Source organism: Nocardia sp. NPDC050408, assembly GCF_044458905.1.
Lineage (GTDB): Bacteria > Actinomycetota > Actinomycetes > Mycobacteriales > Mycobacteriaceae > Nocardia.
In genome coordinates, this window is the sequence record NZ_JBITIL010000039.1 from 14087 (window position 1) to 30803 (window position 16717).

General features: G+C 63.3%; 15 protein-coding genes. 6 read left to right on the plus strand and 9 right to left on the minus strand.

Translation table 11 applies throughout. The features are described 5' to 3' along the window. Window positions 1-484: 484 nt before the first annotated feature. Window positions 485-1573: a histidine kinase gene (locus tag ACIBJI_RS41695; protein WP_364339713.1), complete on the minus strand. Its 1089-nt coding sequence runs from the start codon at window positions 1571-1573 to the stop codon at window positions 485-487. Window positions 1574-1878: 305 nt separating this feature from the next. Between ACIBJI_RS41695 and ACIBJI_RS41700 the strand changes: the two genes are divergently transcribed. Beyond that, window positions 1879-2217 (plus strand): MazG nucleotide pyrophosphohydrolase domain-containing protein, encoded by a 339-nt coding sequence (locus ACIBJI_RS41700; protein ID WP_397088699.1) that lies wholly within the window; start codon window positions 1879-1881, stop codon window positions 2215-2217. A 202-nt stretch (window positions 2218-2419) separates the two neighbouring features. On the opposite strand, the gene ACIBJI_RS41705 is transcribed toward ACIBJI_RS41700, so the two are convergent. From ACIBJI_RS41705 to ACIBJI_RS41715, 3 genes are all read right to left on the minus strand, one after another. Then, window positions 2420-2737 (minus strand): hypothetical protein, encoded by a 318-nt coding sequence (locus ACIBJI_RS41705; protein ID WP_397088701.1) that lies wholly within the window; start codon window positions 2735-2737, stop codon window positions 2420-2422. A 203-nt stretch (window positions 2738-2940) separates the two neighbouring features. Continuing rightward, on the minus strand, window positions 2941-4338 hold the full coding sequence (locus ACIBJI_RS41710; RefSeq protein ID WP_364339707.1) for a nucleobase:cation symporter-2 family protein: 1398 nt from the start codon (window positions 4336-4338) through the stop codon (window positions 2941-2943). A 246-nt stretch (window positions 4339-4584) separates the two neighbouring features. Next, entirely contained in the window at window positions 4585-5388 is an 804-nt protein-coding gene (locus ACIBJI_RS41715; RefSeq protein ID WP_397088704.1) for a hypothetical protein, read from the minus strand. A gap of 264 nt (window positions 5389-5652) precedes the next feature. Here ACIBJI_RS41715 and ACIBJI_RS41720 point away from each other — a divergent pair, with 264 nt between their 5' ends. Further along, a complete protein-coding gene (locus ACIBJI_RS41720; protein WP_397088706.1) occupies window positions 5653-6456 on the plus strand; it encodes an SAM-dependent methyltransferase in 804 nt (267 codons plus the stop codon). 208 nt (window positions 6457-6664) lie between these two features. Here the strand turns inward: ACIBJI_RS41720 and ACIBJI_RS41725 are convergent, their stop codons facing one another. Beyond that, the gene (locus ACIBJI_RS41725) at window positions 6665-6826 is read right to left on the minus strand and encodes a hypothetical protein (RefSeq protein ID WP_397088708.1); all 162 of its coding nucleotides are present in this window, start codon (window positions 6824-6826) and stop codon (window positions 6665-6667) included. A gap of 1071 nt (window positions 6827-7897) precedes the next feature. On the opposite strand from ACIBJI_RS41725, the gene ACIBJI_RS41730 reads away from it, so the two are divergent. Then, window positions 7898-8728: a hypothetical protein gene (locus ACIBJI_RS41730; RefSeq protein WP_397088710.1), complete on the plus strand. Its 831-nt coding sequence runs from the start codon at window positions 7898-7900 to the stop codon at window positions 8726-8728. Window positions 8729-8764: 36 nt separating this feature from the next. Beyond that, on the plus strand, window positions 8765-9052 hold the full coding sequence (locus ACIBJI_RS41735) for a hypothetical protein (RefSeq protein WP_397088712.1): 288 nt from the start codon (window positions 8765-8767) through the stop codon (window positions 9050-9052). A gap of 321 nt (window positions 9053-9373) precedes the next feature. Here ACIBJI_RS41735 and ACIBJI_RS41740 read toward each other — a convergent pair whose 3' ends face one another. The 4 genes from ACIBJI_RS41740 to ACIBJI_RS41755 all read right to left on the minus strand — a co-directional run bounded on the left by ACIBJI_RS41740 (window position 9374) and on the right by ACIBJI_RS41755 (window position 11399). Next, a complete protein-coding gene (locus tag ACIBJI_RS41740) occupies window positions 9374-9526 on the minus strand; it encodes a hypothetical protein (protein ID WP_397088714.1) in 153 nt (50 codons plus the stop codon). Between the two features lie 31 nt (window positions 9527-9557). After that, window positions 9558-9755 carry a hypothetical protein gene (locus ACIBJI_RS41745; RefSeq protein ID WP_397088716.1) on the minus strand — a complete coding sequence of 66 codons (198 nt, stop codon included), beginning with the start codon at window positions 9753-9755 and terminating at the stop codon, window positions 9558-9560. 665 nt (window positions 9756-10420) lie between these two features. Beyond that, entirely contained in the window at window positions 10421-10792 is a 372-nt protein-coding gene (locus tag ACIBJI_RS41750) for a hypothetical protein (RefSeq protein WP_397088718.1), read from the minus strand. 16 nt (window positions 10793-10808) lie between these two features. Beyond that, entirely contained in the window at window positions 10809-11399 is a 591-nt protein-coding gene (locus ACIBJI_RS41755) for a hypothetical protein (protein ID WP_397088720.1), read from the minus strand. Between the two features lie 560 nt (window positions 11400-11959). Here ACIBJI_RS41755 and ACIBJI_RS41760 point away from each other — a divergent pair. Beyond that, complete coding sequence (locus ACIBJI_RS41760; protein ID WP_397088722.1) at window positions 11960-14230, plus strand: tetratricopeptide repeat protein; 2271 nt, start codon at window positions 11960-11962, stop codon at window positions 14228-14230. Between the two features lie 640 nt (window positions 14231-14870). Beyond that, entirely contained in the window at window positions 14871-16244 is a 1374-nt protein-coding gene (locus ACIBJI_RS41765) for a DEAD/DEAH box helicase (protein ID WP_397088724.1), read from the plus strand. The last annotated feature ends 473 nt before the right edge of the window (window positions 16245-16717 follow it).

Sequence of the window (16717 nt, forward strand, 5' to 3'; positions counted from 1 at the left end):
CCTGCGGGCATGTCAGTCCTTCACCGGATCCGCTCCCAGGTGCTTGGTAACTGAATCACCGGCTTCCACCGTATTCCATAGTGCCCGGTTCACCCGGAGCTTCACGGTACTGCCGTCCTCTAGCCGGACTATCAAGCGCCGGTACAGATTTGCCCCGTCGAACAACCCACGCGACTTCTTGATAACCGTCCCCCGCCATTCCTGCTGTACCACTGATCGACTCCTTCCTCCGCCAGGCGTTCATGCCGCAGGTTCCTTGCGGCGTACCTCCAGTGTTTCTTGTCGCCGAGCCGAGAACATCAACTTGCAGGCTTGTATTTGTCTCTGTCGAAAGTTGGAGACCAGCCTCGGATGGCCGGCGGTCAGCGGCGATGACATCAGGCGGGAGATGATCGGCGTCCGTGCCGAGCTGCTGCGTGGGAACGGATTCCGGGTGGTGAGGTAGCGCCGTTCGGGTGGGCGTGAGGCCCGATTCGAAACTTGCTCATCGTGGTTGCGACCGGACCGGAAGCCATGCCGCGACGCGGAAGCCACCGGCAGCGTTAGGGCCGGCTTCGAATCGTCCGCCCAGCTCTGTGACACGTCGCCGCATCCCGTCCAGGCCCCGACCACTACCGTGACCGAGTCGGCTACCGCCGCCGTTATCGGTAATCGCCACCACGAGTTGCCCCGCGGCGATCCGGACGTCGACCTCGGCTCGTTCGGCTCCCGCGTGCCGCAGGACGTTGGTCAGCGACTCTTGCACGATCCGGTAGGCAGCTTCGGCAACTCTCGACGCGACAGCGATGCCATCTGTCCCGTGCCGGTTCACGACCACCTCGACTCCGACCTGTGACATCGACTCCACCAGCCTGTCCAGATCCCCCAGTCCAGGCGAAACGCTCGAGTCGCGGTCGATCACCTCGAGCAGTCGACGTACTTCGCCGAGGGCTTGTCGGCCAACGGACTCCAATGCGGCAACGGCATCCCGGGCCTTGTCCGGGTGAGTGTCGAAAACATCGTTGGCCGCTGCGGCTTGCAGCACCATCAGCGACACCGTGTGCGCGAGCACATCGTGTAGCTCACGCGTGATACGGGCACGTTCCTGCTGGACCATACGCCGGGCTTCGGAGTCGCGCTGGGCGGATCTCGCGCGTCCCAATGCGCCCCAGGTCCAGGCCAGCAGAGCGGCACCAGACCACAGCAAGGCTTGCAACCCTCGCCCGGTGGTTCCCAATGCGAGCACGAAGAACAACACCGCCGCGGCAAGACCCAACAACGACGTGCGCGCGGGACGCAGCCACGAAAAGGTCGTCAACACGATCAAGGCGACGCCCGACCCCACCGGAACGTGCAGCAGTTCCAACGTTGCTCCCACGAGCAGAGAGGAAATCGTGACGAAAACAGGCCGACGGTCCATCCACCAAACGACGACCGCCTGGCACACCACCAACCCGATCACGACGACGCGGCCCGTCGCCATGGGCACCGCCTGAGGAACGAACAACCCTACCGGCAACAACGTGGCAATGGTGCAGGCGACCAGCAGCACCCTCCAACGCCGCGACAGCCCCGTCTCGAACTGATCCCGCACGTCACCGACGCTACCGGCTCCGACACCTCGACCGCCGCATCTCCCACCGGGCCGTCGGCTACTCCATCGACTCGCGCATGACGTCGGGAGATCGGGAACTCCTTGCGCCAGTTGACACCCCACGCAGCGGCGAGAAACTGGTAGTGGGTGGCGCCCGATTGGTGCGGCCTGGCCCTCTACGCGACATGGGCCTTTTCGAGTGGTCGACATGCTCGGAATGCTCGCGGACGAGACCAACGACTGATCAAACGCGAAATCCGGCCTGCGTGCACCGATGTTTTGAAAGATGTTGGTAGACAAGGGACATGGACATTCAGGAACTTCAGACCCGCGCGATCGCGATTCACGACCTCTACGACGTCCTGAACCTCGCCGAGCGAGGCCGCACATGGACTCGCGAGGACTTCATGCTCGGGTTCGTCGGCGATGTCGGTGATCTCGCGAAGCTGGTCATGGCGGCCGAAGGCACCCGGTCGATGCCCGGGGGCCGCGCTGCATTGGAACACGAACTCGCCGACTGCCTTTGGTCAGTGCTGATCCTGGCTCACCGATACGAGATAGATCTCGAAACCGTCTTCACCAAGACAATGGGCGAGCTCGAGGAGACCGTCCAAGCCCGGCTAGTCAATCATCCTCCTGCATAGCGACATGGCGAAGGAGGGCATCCCTGTACGCAGACGACGTAGGCTCTTGGGGTATCGCTGGCCTGACCAGTCGAAACGCTGGCCAGGACAGAGCATTCGAGCGAAATACATCGCTGTCGAGCCGCCCATCCAGCGATCTTGACGAGCCTCGAAATTACATAGCTATAGCCCCATCAGCTCACCAACTCAGGCCCAGTAGCGGTCAGGCGCAGACGCGATTGAGCTCGTCGGTGTAGGGGTCGAGGCTGGCGACGTTCTCATCTACCAGCGCGTCGGCGTAGGCGGTGATGGCATCCTTCTCCGTGCCCTGGGCCAGATCGGCCAGGCCGCTCAGCCTGTCGGACAGTGCTGTCGCTGTCGACTCATCCAGGGTGCCGCCGCTCGTGTCGATCGCGATATTGATCAGCTCAATGGCCTTGGCGCAGTGGGGGGACTGCGCGTGCGCGGGTGCGGCGGGCAGGAAGAGTACAGCGGCAGCGGCCGCACAGAGCACAGCGGCGAAGGCCGTCGACTTGGTCATGATTTCCTCTCAGAACGTTGGTCTGATCGTAGTGCCACAGCGTGAGACCCTGATCGCCTGCCTACCCAGGACAGCCCTCTTCGGAGGTGGGCAGGTCCCCCCCAAATCGGCGCCGTCACACTGGGAAAGAAGTTTCTTCACTATGGGCCGGGTGAGTAGATCCTCGATGTGGGCGCGAGTGATGTCGGGCGAGGACCGGGTGCTCATGGCTTGACGTCGTTTTCGAGCCGGTCCCGCTCGTCGACGGCTGCGGTGAGGACGGAGGAACCCGGTCGTTTGCCGAATTTCCATTCGTTGAAGGCCAAGTTGAGCAGGACGGCGGCGACTGCGGCGGCGCTGATTCCGGAGTTGAGGACCACTGCGATTCTTTCGGGGAGGGCGTCCCAGAATTCCGGTGCCGCAACGGGTATGAGGCCGAAGCCGATCCCGACCGCGACGATGATCATGTTGAGGTTGTCCTGGTAGTCCACCCGGGACAGAGTTCGAATCCCGCTCGCCGCAACCGATCCGAATAGCACGAGTCCGGCGCCGCCGAGTACCGGGTACGGAATTCCGGCGACTATCGCGCCGACCACCGGGAGCAGGCCGAGCAGCAGGAGAATCAGGCCGCCGGTTGCCACTACGAACCTGCTTTTGATTCCGGTCAGTGCGACCAGGCCGACGTTTTGCGCGAATGCGCTGCAGGTGAAGGATCCGAAGACCGGCGCAACCGTCGTCGACAGCATGTCGGCTCGCAACCCGTCCGCCACGCGCCTGGCATCGACGTCGGTTCCGACGATTTCGCCGATCGTGAGGATGTCGGCCGTGGTTTCGATCAGGGTCACCAGGATCACGATTGTCATCGCGACTATGGCCCCGACTTCGAAGGTCGGCGCCCCGAAGTGCAGCAGCTGCGGCGGCGCGACCAGGCGGGAGTTGCCCACCTCGGAGAAATCGACCTTGCCTGCGCACCCCGCGATGACGGTGCCGAGCACGAGCCCGATAAGAATCGACAGTCGCGACAGCGCGCCCTGGAACAGGCGACTGATCACCAGGATGATCAGCAGCGTCAGGCCGGCGAATCCGATGTTGGCCAGGGAACCGTAGTCGGGTGCGGCGGAGTTGTTGCCCATTGCCCAGTTGAAGGCGACCGGCATCAATGAAAGGCCGATCACGGTGATGATCGTGCCCGTCACCACCGCGGGGAACATTCGCACCAGTTGCGCGAAGAACGATGACAGCACCAATCCGATTACCCCGGCGACGATGATGGAGCCGAATACCGGACGTAACCCGCCGGTGGTGGCAATCGCCACCATGGTCGATACGCCGGCGAAGGAAACCCCCTGCACGATGGGCAATCGGCTGCCGAACGGTCCGATTCCGAGGGTTTGCAGCAGCGTGGCGAGGCCCGATACGAATAGGGCCGCCGTCACCAGTAATCCGATCTCGGCGGCGGACAGCCCGGCCGCGCCGCCGACGATCAGCGGTGGCGCGATCACACCCCCGTACATCGTCAGAATGTGCTGGGCTCCGTAGGCGGCCAACTGTCCCGGCGAGTGTCTTGCGTCCTCCGGTCGTCCACTGTCCGCCCGGCCGCGACGCCAAGTCGACTTCCCCATACCCTCATCCTCTCCGAACGCGGAAATCATGTTCCGCACCACGGAAATGTGACAGGCATCACTCGAGTGTGGCTACGGTAGGTATGTCCAGTCTTCGGTCCCGCGGCGGCACACCGCATTGTTGGTTCGGCTAGTTGCCCCTGTCTCTACTATCGCCCCAGGCCTATTGCGAGTCGACGTGATGCAACCAGGTGACGCTCCGTCCATCCGCTGTTCTGCACCCCCGACCGAGGGCCCTCTGAGAACTCAGGTGTCTTGGCCCGCGGTGCGGACCTTGATACCGTGAAGGCTCATCGCATCACCGCGGAGGATCACGTGCACCGTCTCATGCCGAAAATCATTGCTGCCGCAGCGATCTCGCTGGCACTCGGTCTGCAGCCGACGATCGCGGCCGCAGCCCCGGACGGCACGCCGCCGGAGCCTGCACTCACAGCCCGAACCCCCACGACAGCTCCTTTCGACCCCATCTGCCCCCTCTGTTTCCTGCGAGAACTGATCGAGAGCGGCTCCAGCCACCAGTAACATTCTCGCGGTCCGCTGATGAGAACTCGGTGGTAGTCCGACCTCGAAGCCACGAAACCCCCGTGTCCTGATCGAGGGCACCGTCGTATAGCTGCGCCCTGTCATTCGTACGGTCGGTAGATCCATTCTCCGACATTCCTCATATCCAGCGCATACGGAATCGATTCGCGCACAACCACTCACAAGCAACCTGCACGTGTCGAAGGGTGAGCCCGCGTCATTCCAACCGCCGCTCAGTTGCAACCAGCCGCCGGGCAGCCCGATCTTCGAGTCGACCGCGACGTTGCATTTTGGTTCGGGGTGCTTGTCGCGCCAGCGGATGTAGGCGGCGATGGCGTCGTCCTGCTCGCCGCGGCTGCGGTGATCGGTGCCGTCAGGAGCGAAGTACCGCAGTGCGGCAAACTCGGACCCGATCGAGTACAGCGACGAGGAGTAAGTCGGCAGGAACACCAGCTCGACGTCGTTGACCGCGCACCACTTTCGAGCATCTCGCGGCGTTTTGCGCGGGGAGACGTTATCGACGATCACATACAACTTCTCGCCCGGCCAGCGCTGACGCAATGGCTGCAGAAGGACCCGAAACTCGGTCCAGCGCTTTCAATCTCAGGTCCAGCAGTAGAGATGACCGGTAAATCCAAGGCGCCCAGTAGATTAGCGTGGCAAGCATGGAATCAGTTCTCGGCGCACTCACACGCTTGTAGTGGGCCGCAAGGTGCAACCCTCCCAACAAGATTGAAACAACACGCCCACTTGCTACCTTGACGTTGCCTCGACTACGAAAGGACTCCGACCATGAAACCCGGCCCTCCTGTCGACCTGCGGCAGAATCAGCCCCACACCGCCCGAATGTATGACTACTACCTCGGCGGCAAGGACCATTACAGCGCGGACGAGGAAGCGGCTGAACAGGTCGTGGCCATCTGGCCGGGAGTGCGGGTGGCGGCACAGAAGAACAGGGCGTTCATACACCGCGTGACACGGTTCCTCGCAAACGCGGGCATACGTCAATTCCTCGATGTCGGAACCGGTATCCCGACCGAGCCGAATCTGCATCAGGTGGCCCAACAGGTTGCGCCCGACGCGCGAGTCGTCTACGTCGACAACGATCCGATCGTGCTCGTCCACGCCAGGGCATTGATGGTCAGCTCACCGGAGGGCCGTACCAACTACGTCTCCGCCGACGTCACGACACCCGAAAAGATTCTCAACGCCCCGGGATTGCGCGAGACACTGGACCTGACCCAACCGGTCGCGCTCAGTCTCAACGCGCTGATGCATTTCATCCCCGACGAGCAGGACCCCTACGGAATTGTCGACACTCTGATGGACGAGCTCGTTCCTGGCTCGTATCTAGTGATGACACACGTCACGCCAGACTTCGACCCGACCGCAATAGGAACCGTGGTCGACATCTACCGCCGCAGCGGCTTGCCATGCCAAGTCCGAAGCCGAGACGAATTCATGCGGTTCTTCCAGGGACTAGAGTTGGTCGATCCCGGTGTAGAGGTGCCGCACCGCTGGCGCCCGGACGGTGTCGAACCCCCGAAGACAATGGACGCGCAAGTGTCCGCCTACGCGGGCGTTGCACGCAAGTAATGCAACCCCCGCACCCAGGAGACTGCCCCGTTGCGACGGTCGAAACCCAGTCCCTGCAACACCTTTCGATGCTGAGGTTGCAACCACCGCTAGAACCTCGAAGTCGATGGGCGAAGAGATCGACAAGCGAAGCCGGTCCGACACTGTGATTTGTGAGCCGAGCAGTACGGGTGCATATAAAACGAGCCCCGTCCGCCGGTCCGGGAATTCAGAACTTGTCCGGGAACTGGGTGATGATGCCCTGGCTGAGGATGTCGGCGACATCCATCATGTGCGCCTTGGACTCGTCGAACTTGGCGGTCGCGTCGCTGTACTTGCCGCCGATGACGGCGGCTGCGTAAGCGACGGTCTGGTCGATGTGCTTGCTCATCGCCTCACGCATGTCCTGCTGCGACCAGTTGGGGTTGATCGAAGCGAAGAAGTCGGCGATATCTCGAGCGTTGGCATGCCAGTCCGCGACAGCCCTGTCGAGTGCCGGCTTGTAGCCGATCCTGCTGGCGGCGAGGACTCGTACCGTGCAGTAGTGGCGGATCTCTGGTTTGGTGCGGTTTAGTCGGCGTGCGGGATATAGGCCACCAGCTCGTAGACGCGGCCGTAGCCGCCTCCCTCGACCAGGCCGACGTAGACCATCTGATCGAGGCGACCGCCGACCGCAAAGACACCAGCACGCCCGCGGCGATCGCACGCTGCATATCGCGATCCAGCGTGATCGAACGCAGACCTTCGTCGTCGGAGTCGAGCGGCGGGCCGCTTTGAGAGGCTCGTTGCACAGGACTTCGTGAAGCGGTTGCAGGCGTATGGGTTTGCGGCCTATAGCCATGAAGGTCGGCTCGTCACGGATGCATTCGATCAGCAGCCATTACCCGGGCTGAACGTTGGCGTTGGTCATATGGGGTTGGACGCGATCAGGGGTGATGAGGTTCCGTTGACCACGTCAGTTGTTGTCCTGGTCAGTGCGGCGGGACAAATGGGTGCTTGTCGTATTGGAGCGTCAATAATGGTGCAGCCGAGCGGGTTCCGCACCCCGGGGAAGGCGGGTGCGGAACCCGTGAGCGTAGCGGTTACTGGACCGTGCCGGCAACCATTTGACCGATGCCCTGCGCGATGAGCAGGTCTGGGCTGACTCGGCCGTCGGCGTGATAGCGCTGCGCGCTGATCGTCGCCGATTTTCGACCGCGACGCCGTTGCCGTCGATGGCTGCACGGTAACCGTTGGCGTTGCTGTCGTCGGTCAGGAAACGACGTGAATTGCGCTCCCGTGATGAAGGATTCACGAATCGATAGTCGTGCAGCGCCCGGTGGAAAGTACCGGAACAGCACCGTTTCACGGATCGCGGCCTCCCCAGAGCCGGTGCCGGAGTCGCTTTCAATGTGCAGGACCACGACGTGATCCGTCGCACACCAACAGGTCCAAGCCCACGCGGCTATGGAAACGGTCATACTTGCTTGTCATGGACCCAGGTTGGATCGCTCTGATCGGTGCAGCTGTTGGCGCAGTGGGGGCTTCGAGCGCAGCAGCGATTGCGGGACGATCGGCTCGCCGTGTTGCTTTATCCCAGAAGGCAAGCGACAGCGTCCAGTGGCAGAGAGAAAAGCGACGTGACGCCTATGCCGCGTTCTTGGACGCCGGTGCACAGGCCCGAGACGAACTCACCGCGATCTGGCGACTTGTCCGATCGGCGGGGCTGGACGATGCGGGGATCCGATCGCGATTGGAGTCGGCTCATTCCCTCACCGATCAGGTCCGACGCGCCAGTGCAACCAACTTCGTCGAAGGGCCGCAATCCATTCTGGTGCCGACGCGCCGAGCGGAGGAGAACATCGTAATCTTCCGGCGGCTACTGGAAGAGTTGCTGCTGAAGCCGCCGTCGGAGCGGAATGCCGTGGAGGCCGCTGGGGTGTGCCTGAGCTTGGAGGCGCAGATTCGCAGCGATCTCGACCGTTTCGCTGCTAGCGCACGTGAGGTGCTGGATGCAGCCGAGCACCAGAGCGTTCTGGTCGATCCGCCGGCTTTGCCACCAGCAGCGGCCGAGCTCGAATGGTTGCTGGCGCGGATACGAGAATTTCAGCCGGAACCGTGGCCGATCGATGTCAAACGGCCATTGTTCGAGACGGGAATCGACTCGCTGGCCCTGATCCAAATCGGAGCAAGGGCTCGACACGAGCTTGCAGTCGATGGCAACGGCTGGCTGATTTCCTCACTGGCGATGCAATCGGTCGAAGACGTGGCAGGGCATCTCGCACAACGCAACACCAATGGCGGTCCAGCGTAGTGCGCGTTGGACAAGTTACCCCCGTACCAAGGTCCGGTGACCCGCCATGTTGATCTGACGCCCGAGGAACTCGCCCGCTTCCAGCCCGAACAAGCGGGACCGGTGAACGGGTTCATGACCAGTTCCAGCCGCAGCGGTAACGAACTCATGACCCACACCACGAACACCGAATTCCAGATAGTCAGCAAGAGTGGGCGGCAAGTCCACGACTACGGCGGAACTCCCGACGAAGTCATGTTCAAAACGGGAACCGAATTCTTCTGCGAGAGCAAAGTGACCGATCCGCAAACGGGTCGCACCATTATCACGCTGACCGAACGATAGGAGACACACCCATGCCGGAACCGGGCTCGGAAAAAGTCGGCCGCTTCACCTTCTACAGTCGCGAGGAATCGGAAGCACGAGGCTTGATCCCTTCTGATGAAGAACGGGCGCGCAATCGCGAGATACTCGCTGCATTCAACGAGAAACGCCGCAATGCCCCACCCGAACCCGCACGGTCCCCCTCACTCGGCCTGGGGGAACGCTGGGGGTCGACAGCCTGATCGGCACCGAATTCGAAGGCTGGACTCGCGACGCGAACGGCCAGTGGTACGACAAGCCCGGCAACTGAGCCGCAATCAGCGCCGAGAACAGAACGGCGGGTCATTCGGCCCGCCGTTTTCGCGTCCCGACCAGGGCCACCGTAGCGGCGCCGCCGTTGAACATGATCCGCCGCCCGGACGAGCACAGCAGCAGCCCAGCCGGACGGTACGGCGGCGAGCTCATCGCCCCGACACCGAGCAGCTGAAACTCCATGCGCCTGACCGGTTCCGGGAGGACACCGCCCTTACACGTGGTCGACCAAGCCTTTGGCACCCTCGGACACGGCGCAGTGCACGCAGCAGAAGAATCGGCCGTCTGACTCCACACCGTGGCCGATGATCTTGCAATTGCAGTGCTCGCAGATGGGTGCCATGCGGTGGATCGCACATTCGAAGCAGTCGAAGACATGCCGCATTCCCTGAGCCTCGACGACGATCGGCATAGCGTAATCATTACCGCAAACCTCGCATGCGCTCATGGACCGTAGGCTACTCCGGGGAACCGGCACCATATAGCTAATTTCGGGTTATCTGCGCATGACCACGTCGAACTGCGCGGTGGAGGTCATCGCCTCGGGTTCGGCACCGATGTCCGGGCCATCGACTTACCCTGGCGGCTGCCAGCGCGACGGTTCCGGCGGCCGTGTCGGCCGCCGTCGTGAAGGTCACCATTGCCCTTTTACGCACTGAGAGGTGTTCCGCCGGGCGAGCGCCCCGCAGTGATCCGTGCGCCGAGACCGCTACTCGCGCCCCACAGAAAGAAGGGGTCGTAGGTTACGCTCGCCTCCGACCATCGGATCGCCGACTCGAGAGTTCGCGACCGTCCACCGCAATAGGGGCATGGCTAGCGCTAAAAACGCCGCAGTAGACGCGCTACCTAATCGGCATCGGTTCTCGCCGACCGATGACCGAGCAGCGCGGCAGCCTGTATCGACAGATCCGGAAAGCCTCTGTCGAATCCCCCGCGCTGCATGCTGTTCATGACCAAGCTCGAATCGCCCCTCCGGCCGTCGGCTGAGGGTCTCAAACGTCGCGGCGGCCCGCCAGCTGACTGACCTGGCCGTTTCCGGGCGAACGCAGTTGTTGCGGGCCGGGCAGTGCCTGATTCTCAGGTGAGGCTGGCTGCGAGCAACAGCGCCGCAGACAGGCCCAGCAGTATCGGACAGATTTTGAACCAGATCACTCTGGTGCGGGCACCGGTCACACTCGTCAGAACGGCCAGGCCCAGGAGTGTCATCGCCGCGATCCGGTACACCCACTCGGCGATGGCGGTATCACTGCCGACGACCGTCGCTACGATCACGGTAAGGGCGATGCCCCACAGTCCGACTGCCTCGGCAATCCACTCCTGAATGATCACTCGACGGTTACCGACGCTTGTCGGCTCGAAACCGGCGACAACCCGCCGGGTCGGCACGACGTGAGCAATGCCCCAAAGCCCGGTGACCGTCGCTGCCGCGTAGGCCAAGAACTCCCTCATCGCCGGTAGATGATGCTCACCCGGATGCTTCAGCGTCGGCGCGGACAGTGCGCAGGGTGGCTCGCATGATGTGCGCGACAAAAGGCCTGATCAGCCACCAGTAACGCCGGAACCGCCGCCGCGACTCGGGATCGGTGGTGACGGTTCGAACCTGGTAGCTCAGCAAACTGGACTGTTCGCCGTACCCGGTCACGGTGAAGTTCGCGGCGATCTTGCCCCACCCAGGCTCGGCGAATCCCGCGAAGTCCGCCCGCGGCACGTCAAGCCATTCAATATCAGGCTGCCAGAACTTTCCTACCGCGCCGAAGGCGATCTCACGCCCTTGCGTCTGACCCAACAACAACCAGCCCGGCAGCCCGACCCCCTCGGCCAACACCAGCCGCCGCGGTGCCACGACGGTATGTCTGGACCATCGTGCGGGCAGACCCCGGATCCACATCGCCGCCGCCAGCAGTGGTGTCCGCACGGTAAGGAAATCCACATTCCGTGCTGCGGCGAAGGTCGTTTCGGGACCGGCGTGTACCACCAGATGCTCGGCGATCATAGTGTCGAACGTTGGCACCGCCGACTCTATGAGCATGCGGTCGACCTTGGATTCCGTCGTCATCGGACCATCATCGAATGCGATCCATTCAGCACCCCAGGGCCGCCGGTCACCTGTGCGCAGGACCATCGACCTCGCCACGGTCCGCTCGGTGGCCTTTCCTCATGCCTCGACTGTGGCTGTGACATCCCACCGCTCGCCGGGCCGAATCCACCGGCTGTCAGACGCTCAGTAGTGCGTCGAGCGCGGCTGCCGGGTGATCGCTGGATCTGCGGCACAAGCGGATGCCTGTCCGCGGTTTATTTACCAGCAACCGATGGCGAATCTATCGACGGACTCTGCGAAGCGGGCGAGCAGATCGACTTCTTCCTGCTTGAACGCGCGCAGCGTCACGTCGATATTCGTCGAGCGATCAGGACATCGTTTGATCGGATAGGACACCTGCCGTTCGGTTGGATCTAGGGCGCAACTGGGTGGACGTCAGGGTTCTTCATCGGCAATGCCTGTGTGAAGGGTATGTTCGCGGAGTGGGAGGCAGGCTTGCGCTTGTGGTGGGGTCGGAGTGTGCGGCGTTGCGTCGGTTGGGGTTTGCAGACCGGTTGGCGAGCGAGCTTTCTGACCGGTTGAGCGCGTTGGGCGGTTGGGAATCAGCCGGGACTTCGGGTGGCGCGCTGCTGAATCCGACAACCAGGGAACTGGTTTCGTCGGTCAAAGCCGCGTTCATAGCGGCGTCGGAGCAGCAGGCGGCGTTGCTGATCAGTTTCATCGGTCATGGTGTGGTGACCGGCGACGGGAACTTCTTTCTGCTGGCACGTGATTCGCCAGCACTACCAGAGTCCGATACCGCACTGCACCTAGTGCAGGTGCTTAGCGAGCAGATGGACCGCCACCCGGTGGATGGGCTGATCGTCATGATCGACGCCTGCGAAACCCAGGAAGGCCTCACCGGTGCTTCGCAACGGCTGACCGACCGAACCGCACTGGCAGCCAAGCGAATCGAGCTGCTGGTCGCCACCGGTCATGACAGCGCCTATGACGGCTGCTTCACCCGCACCACGCTGTCTGTGTTCGAACACGGACTACCCGCCCGTGGAGAGAACCTGCTGCCGGTGGACCTGTTGGATCCGTTGAACTCGGGTTGCCCGCGTCAGGTGCCCGGGCACTGGGGTGTGGCCCATGGTGGAGATCCGGGTTTGTGGCTGGTTCCCAACCTGGCTCGCCGCGACGACGCCGTACGTGGGCGGTCGACGGCGGGGCTGGTGGATCAACTCACCGATGGCGTGGTCCTGACCGACTCGCTGCGGCAACGAATCTTCGAGGTAGTCGGAGACACCGGTAGTCGTCTGCGCGGATTGATCGGACCCGCCGGCTGCGGCAAATCAACGCTTGTCTCGCTGTTGATCCGTCCGGGACTGCTCGGCAAGGCATGGTTCAGCCCCGATTACGTGGCCGCCGCCGGTTTCGTCTCTGCGGCAACGTCGCTGGAATCACTGGCTGTCGAGTTGTCAGAGCAGCTGCATCGCCGAGTCGACGGGTTCGCCGACGCGGCCTCGATCGCCGCGACGCGTGGCACGGATGATTCCGAGGTCGATGTTTTCGAGTCGATGGTTCTGGAACCGTTGGCGCGGATAGCGATTCGGTGGCAGCCGATCAACATCGTCATCGACGGTCTCGATCAGGCTGAATCCGGTACCCGCGACCTGATCGTGGCCGCGCTGGCGAAACTGGTCGAGACCGAGGAACTCGCGCATGTGAAGCTGATCGTGGGAATCCGGGAGCACACCGGCCTTGAGGACCAGCCGCTGTTCGCCAGGATGCATCGCGTTCAAATCCCACCCCCAACACCGGAGGAGATCGCGACGGTCGTGGAGTCAGCCCACATGGCCGCGACTCGAGAACTCCCCGACACCGCCGCCAGCGACTGGCAGCGGTGGATCACCCGACTACAGGGACACACGGCTGTGGGTGGGTGGCTGCTGGCACGGTTGCTGACCGAACTCGACAGCGGCGATGCACTCGAAATCCGTGGCGACATCACCGTGGCCGATCTGGTTGAAAAGCGCATCCACCAGGCCCTCCACACCACCGACACGGCGTCACGACCGATACCTGCCCTGCTGGCCGTGCTCGCCGCCGCGGGATCCGGCCCGGTGTTACCAGTCGAACTCCTGCACGCCGCGCTTACCGCACTCGGTCACACGGTGACCGCTGCAGGTCTGCGCGACAGCGTCGTCGCTGTAGGGATGTTGGTCAGCCGAGGCAACCCAGGAACCTCACAGGAGCTACTCGGACTCGCACATGAGGAATTCCTCCACCCGACCGGTATCGAAGCACACCGACTCGGCACACCACCGATCGACGCACACCGAGCGATCACCACAGCATTCGAAACCGGCACCAGTGACCGCAGCGCCGACTACGCCCGCCGGTCCGGCGTACGCCACTACCTAGCCTTCGGCGAACCCGACACCGCCATCAAACTGCTCGCTTCCCTAGTGACACCGCGCGCAGCAGATGACCGCGACATGTGGGCCTCCTGGCTCCCCCTGATCAACCAAACGCTTGGACCCGACCACCGCGACACCCTCACCGCCCGCAGCAATCTCGCCTACTGGCTCGGCGAGAGTGGTGACATCGCCGGAGCGATCACCGAATTCGAGCAGCTGCTCACCGACCAGTTGCGGGTCCTCGGACCCGACCACCCCGACACCCTCACCACCCGCAGCAACCTCGCCCACTTGCGCGGCAAAAGTGGTGACATCGCCGGAGCGATCACCGAATCCGAGCAGCTGCTCACCGACCGCTTGCGGATCCTCGGACCCGACCACCCCGACACCCTCACCACCCGCAGCAACCTCGCCGAATGGCGACGTCGGATGCGGGAAGGTTCCTGATCGACCTCTGCAGGCTGCAAACAACGGCACCCAACGTTGTGATACCTCCAGGTGCGCCCAACCTTGAGCATGCAAGGTCACCGCAACGTTGTATCCAACGCAACATTGATGCATACATCCCCGGCGTGGAGGTCCTTGGGCATGAGATCCAACCTCAGACGGACTGCGACAGGAATCAACCATGCTGAATAATGGCTATCTCAATGCTGTTGAGTTGCTGACGGATTCACCACCTTCCGGCTCGACGACCGCCCCGGCCTTGCCTGAATGCTGCGGAAGACCAACTGACCGTAGCCTTCGCACCCCGCCCCTCTGGGCGGACTCTGTTCCCTTACCGCCGGCCAATACGGTTCCGGCCTAGAAACACGAGCCTGGCGGCCCATCCCTGGCCAGAGGCGAGAAACCTCACCCGATGAGTACGAACCGCCCATCACAGGCTATTGTTGATCAAGTGCGTGACATGTCACGCCAAGCGTCGTAGATCGCATTCGCTTCGCAACCAGCGCTTGCCGCATCCGCTCTTCTTACGGCGATCGATTTTGCCCATTGGCAATCTCGCCATTTCGTGCCCCGGCGCGGACCCGGAAGGTCCACAGACGGCTCGGGCACCACCTGATGCCCGAAAGGCACCGCAACACCTATGAGTTCTGCTGACATTTCTTTTGCCGCGCTCGGCGTGAGCGCACCGCTGGTGAAGGCGTTGACTCGCGCCGGGATCACCGAACCTTTTCCGATCCAGACCGACACCCTGCCCGATTCGCTGGCCGGACGCGACGTGCTGGGCCGTGGCCGGACCGGCAGCGGCAAGACGCTCGCCTTCGCCATCCCGATGGTCAACCGTCTCGGCGGCGGTCTCGCCGGTAGGCGCGCACCGAGCCGCCCGACCGGCCTGGTGCTGGCGCCGACTCGGGAATTGGCCACCCAGATCACGGCCGCGCTGGAACCCCTCGCCGCGGCCTATCGCATGACCGTCACCACGATTTTCGGTGGGGTCCCGCAGAACCGGCAGGTCCGGGCGCTGCGCGCCGGTGTCGACATTGTCGTCGCCTGCCCCGGCCGGCTCGAGGATCTGATGAACCAACGTCTGATCTCCCTGGATGCCGTCGAGGTCACCGTGATCGACGAGGCCGACCACATGGCCGACCTCGGGTTCCTGCCAGGCGTGACCCGCATTCTCGCGGCCACCCCGAATGACGGTCAGCGCCTGCTGTTCTCAGCCACCCTGGATAACGGCGTCAACAAGCTGGTCAGCCGCTTCCTGCCGGATGCCAAGCTGCATTCCGTCGATGAGGCGAACTCCCCGGTCGCCGCCATGACCCATCACGTTTTCGAAACCGCGAGCGTCGAAGCCAAGCGCGAGGTCGTACACCGGCTCGCCTCCGGCTCGGGTCGGCGAATCCTGTTCATGCGCACCAAACATCAGGCTCGCAAACTGGCCAAGCAACTGACCCTCGCCGGAATTCCGGCCGTCGATCTGCACGGCAACCTCTCGCAGGGCGCCCGCGACCGCAACCTCGCGGTCTTCGCCGCCGGTGATGCCCTGGTGCTGGTAGCGACCGATGTGGCCGCGCGCGGCGTGCACGTAGACGGTGTCGAGCTGGTCGTGCACGTTGATCCGCCCGCCGAACACAAGGCGTACCTGCACCGTTCGGGCCGTACCGCGCGAGCTGGCAACTCCGGTGAAGTGATCACCCTGGTGCTGCCCGGCGAACGACGCGACCTGGCCGACATCATGCGCAAGGCCAAGATCACTGTGACCCCGCAACGGGTCACCGCCGATTCGCCCGTGGTGGCCGAACTCGTCGGCACGATTGCCCCATTCGTCGCGCCCTCCTACAGCGAGCGGGCGGCACGTGAAGACGACCGCCGCAGCAGCAGCAGACCGTACCGTAGCAGTGGCGGAGCGCGCAGGGGCAGCGGCGGACCGCGCCAAGGCAGCGGTCGTCGCAACGCGGCGCATGGTCAGTCGCGCGCCAAACCGCGCGCTCACTCCGCGCGCGGAACGGCCTCATAAGGCCCGTTTTCGGTCGCTCCCCCAGACAAGCCCATGCCGAGATCGCCGAATCGCTGAGCATCGCCGGCCAACTGCCAGGCATCGAATGCTGGTGAACGTGGCTGATGACGCCGGTACTGACGGGCAACCCATCGAGTGCGAGGCAGTCGCGCCTGATGGGTTGCCGTGCGATTGCGTAGCCGGGAAATCTGCGGGCGTGGCCAAGAGGAACACGCCGGGACACGACACTTGGACCTTTCCGATCCAACCCGGCCATCTACCCCGCGCCCGGCCCCGCGGCTTCGACCGCGCGAACGGCCACCGATCCTCCCACACAGCGAATCCGACTCCGCCGCAACAACATCCAACACCGCCCCCAGCACACTACCGAACCGAGTAGTTGGGTCGGGAACTGGCGCGGTGTCGTGAGCGGTTGTAGGTGTGGAAGCCACTGTGACCGAACGGTTTCCCGCTTGATCGTTCTTCTGCCCCAC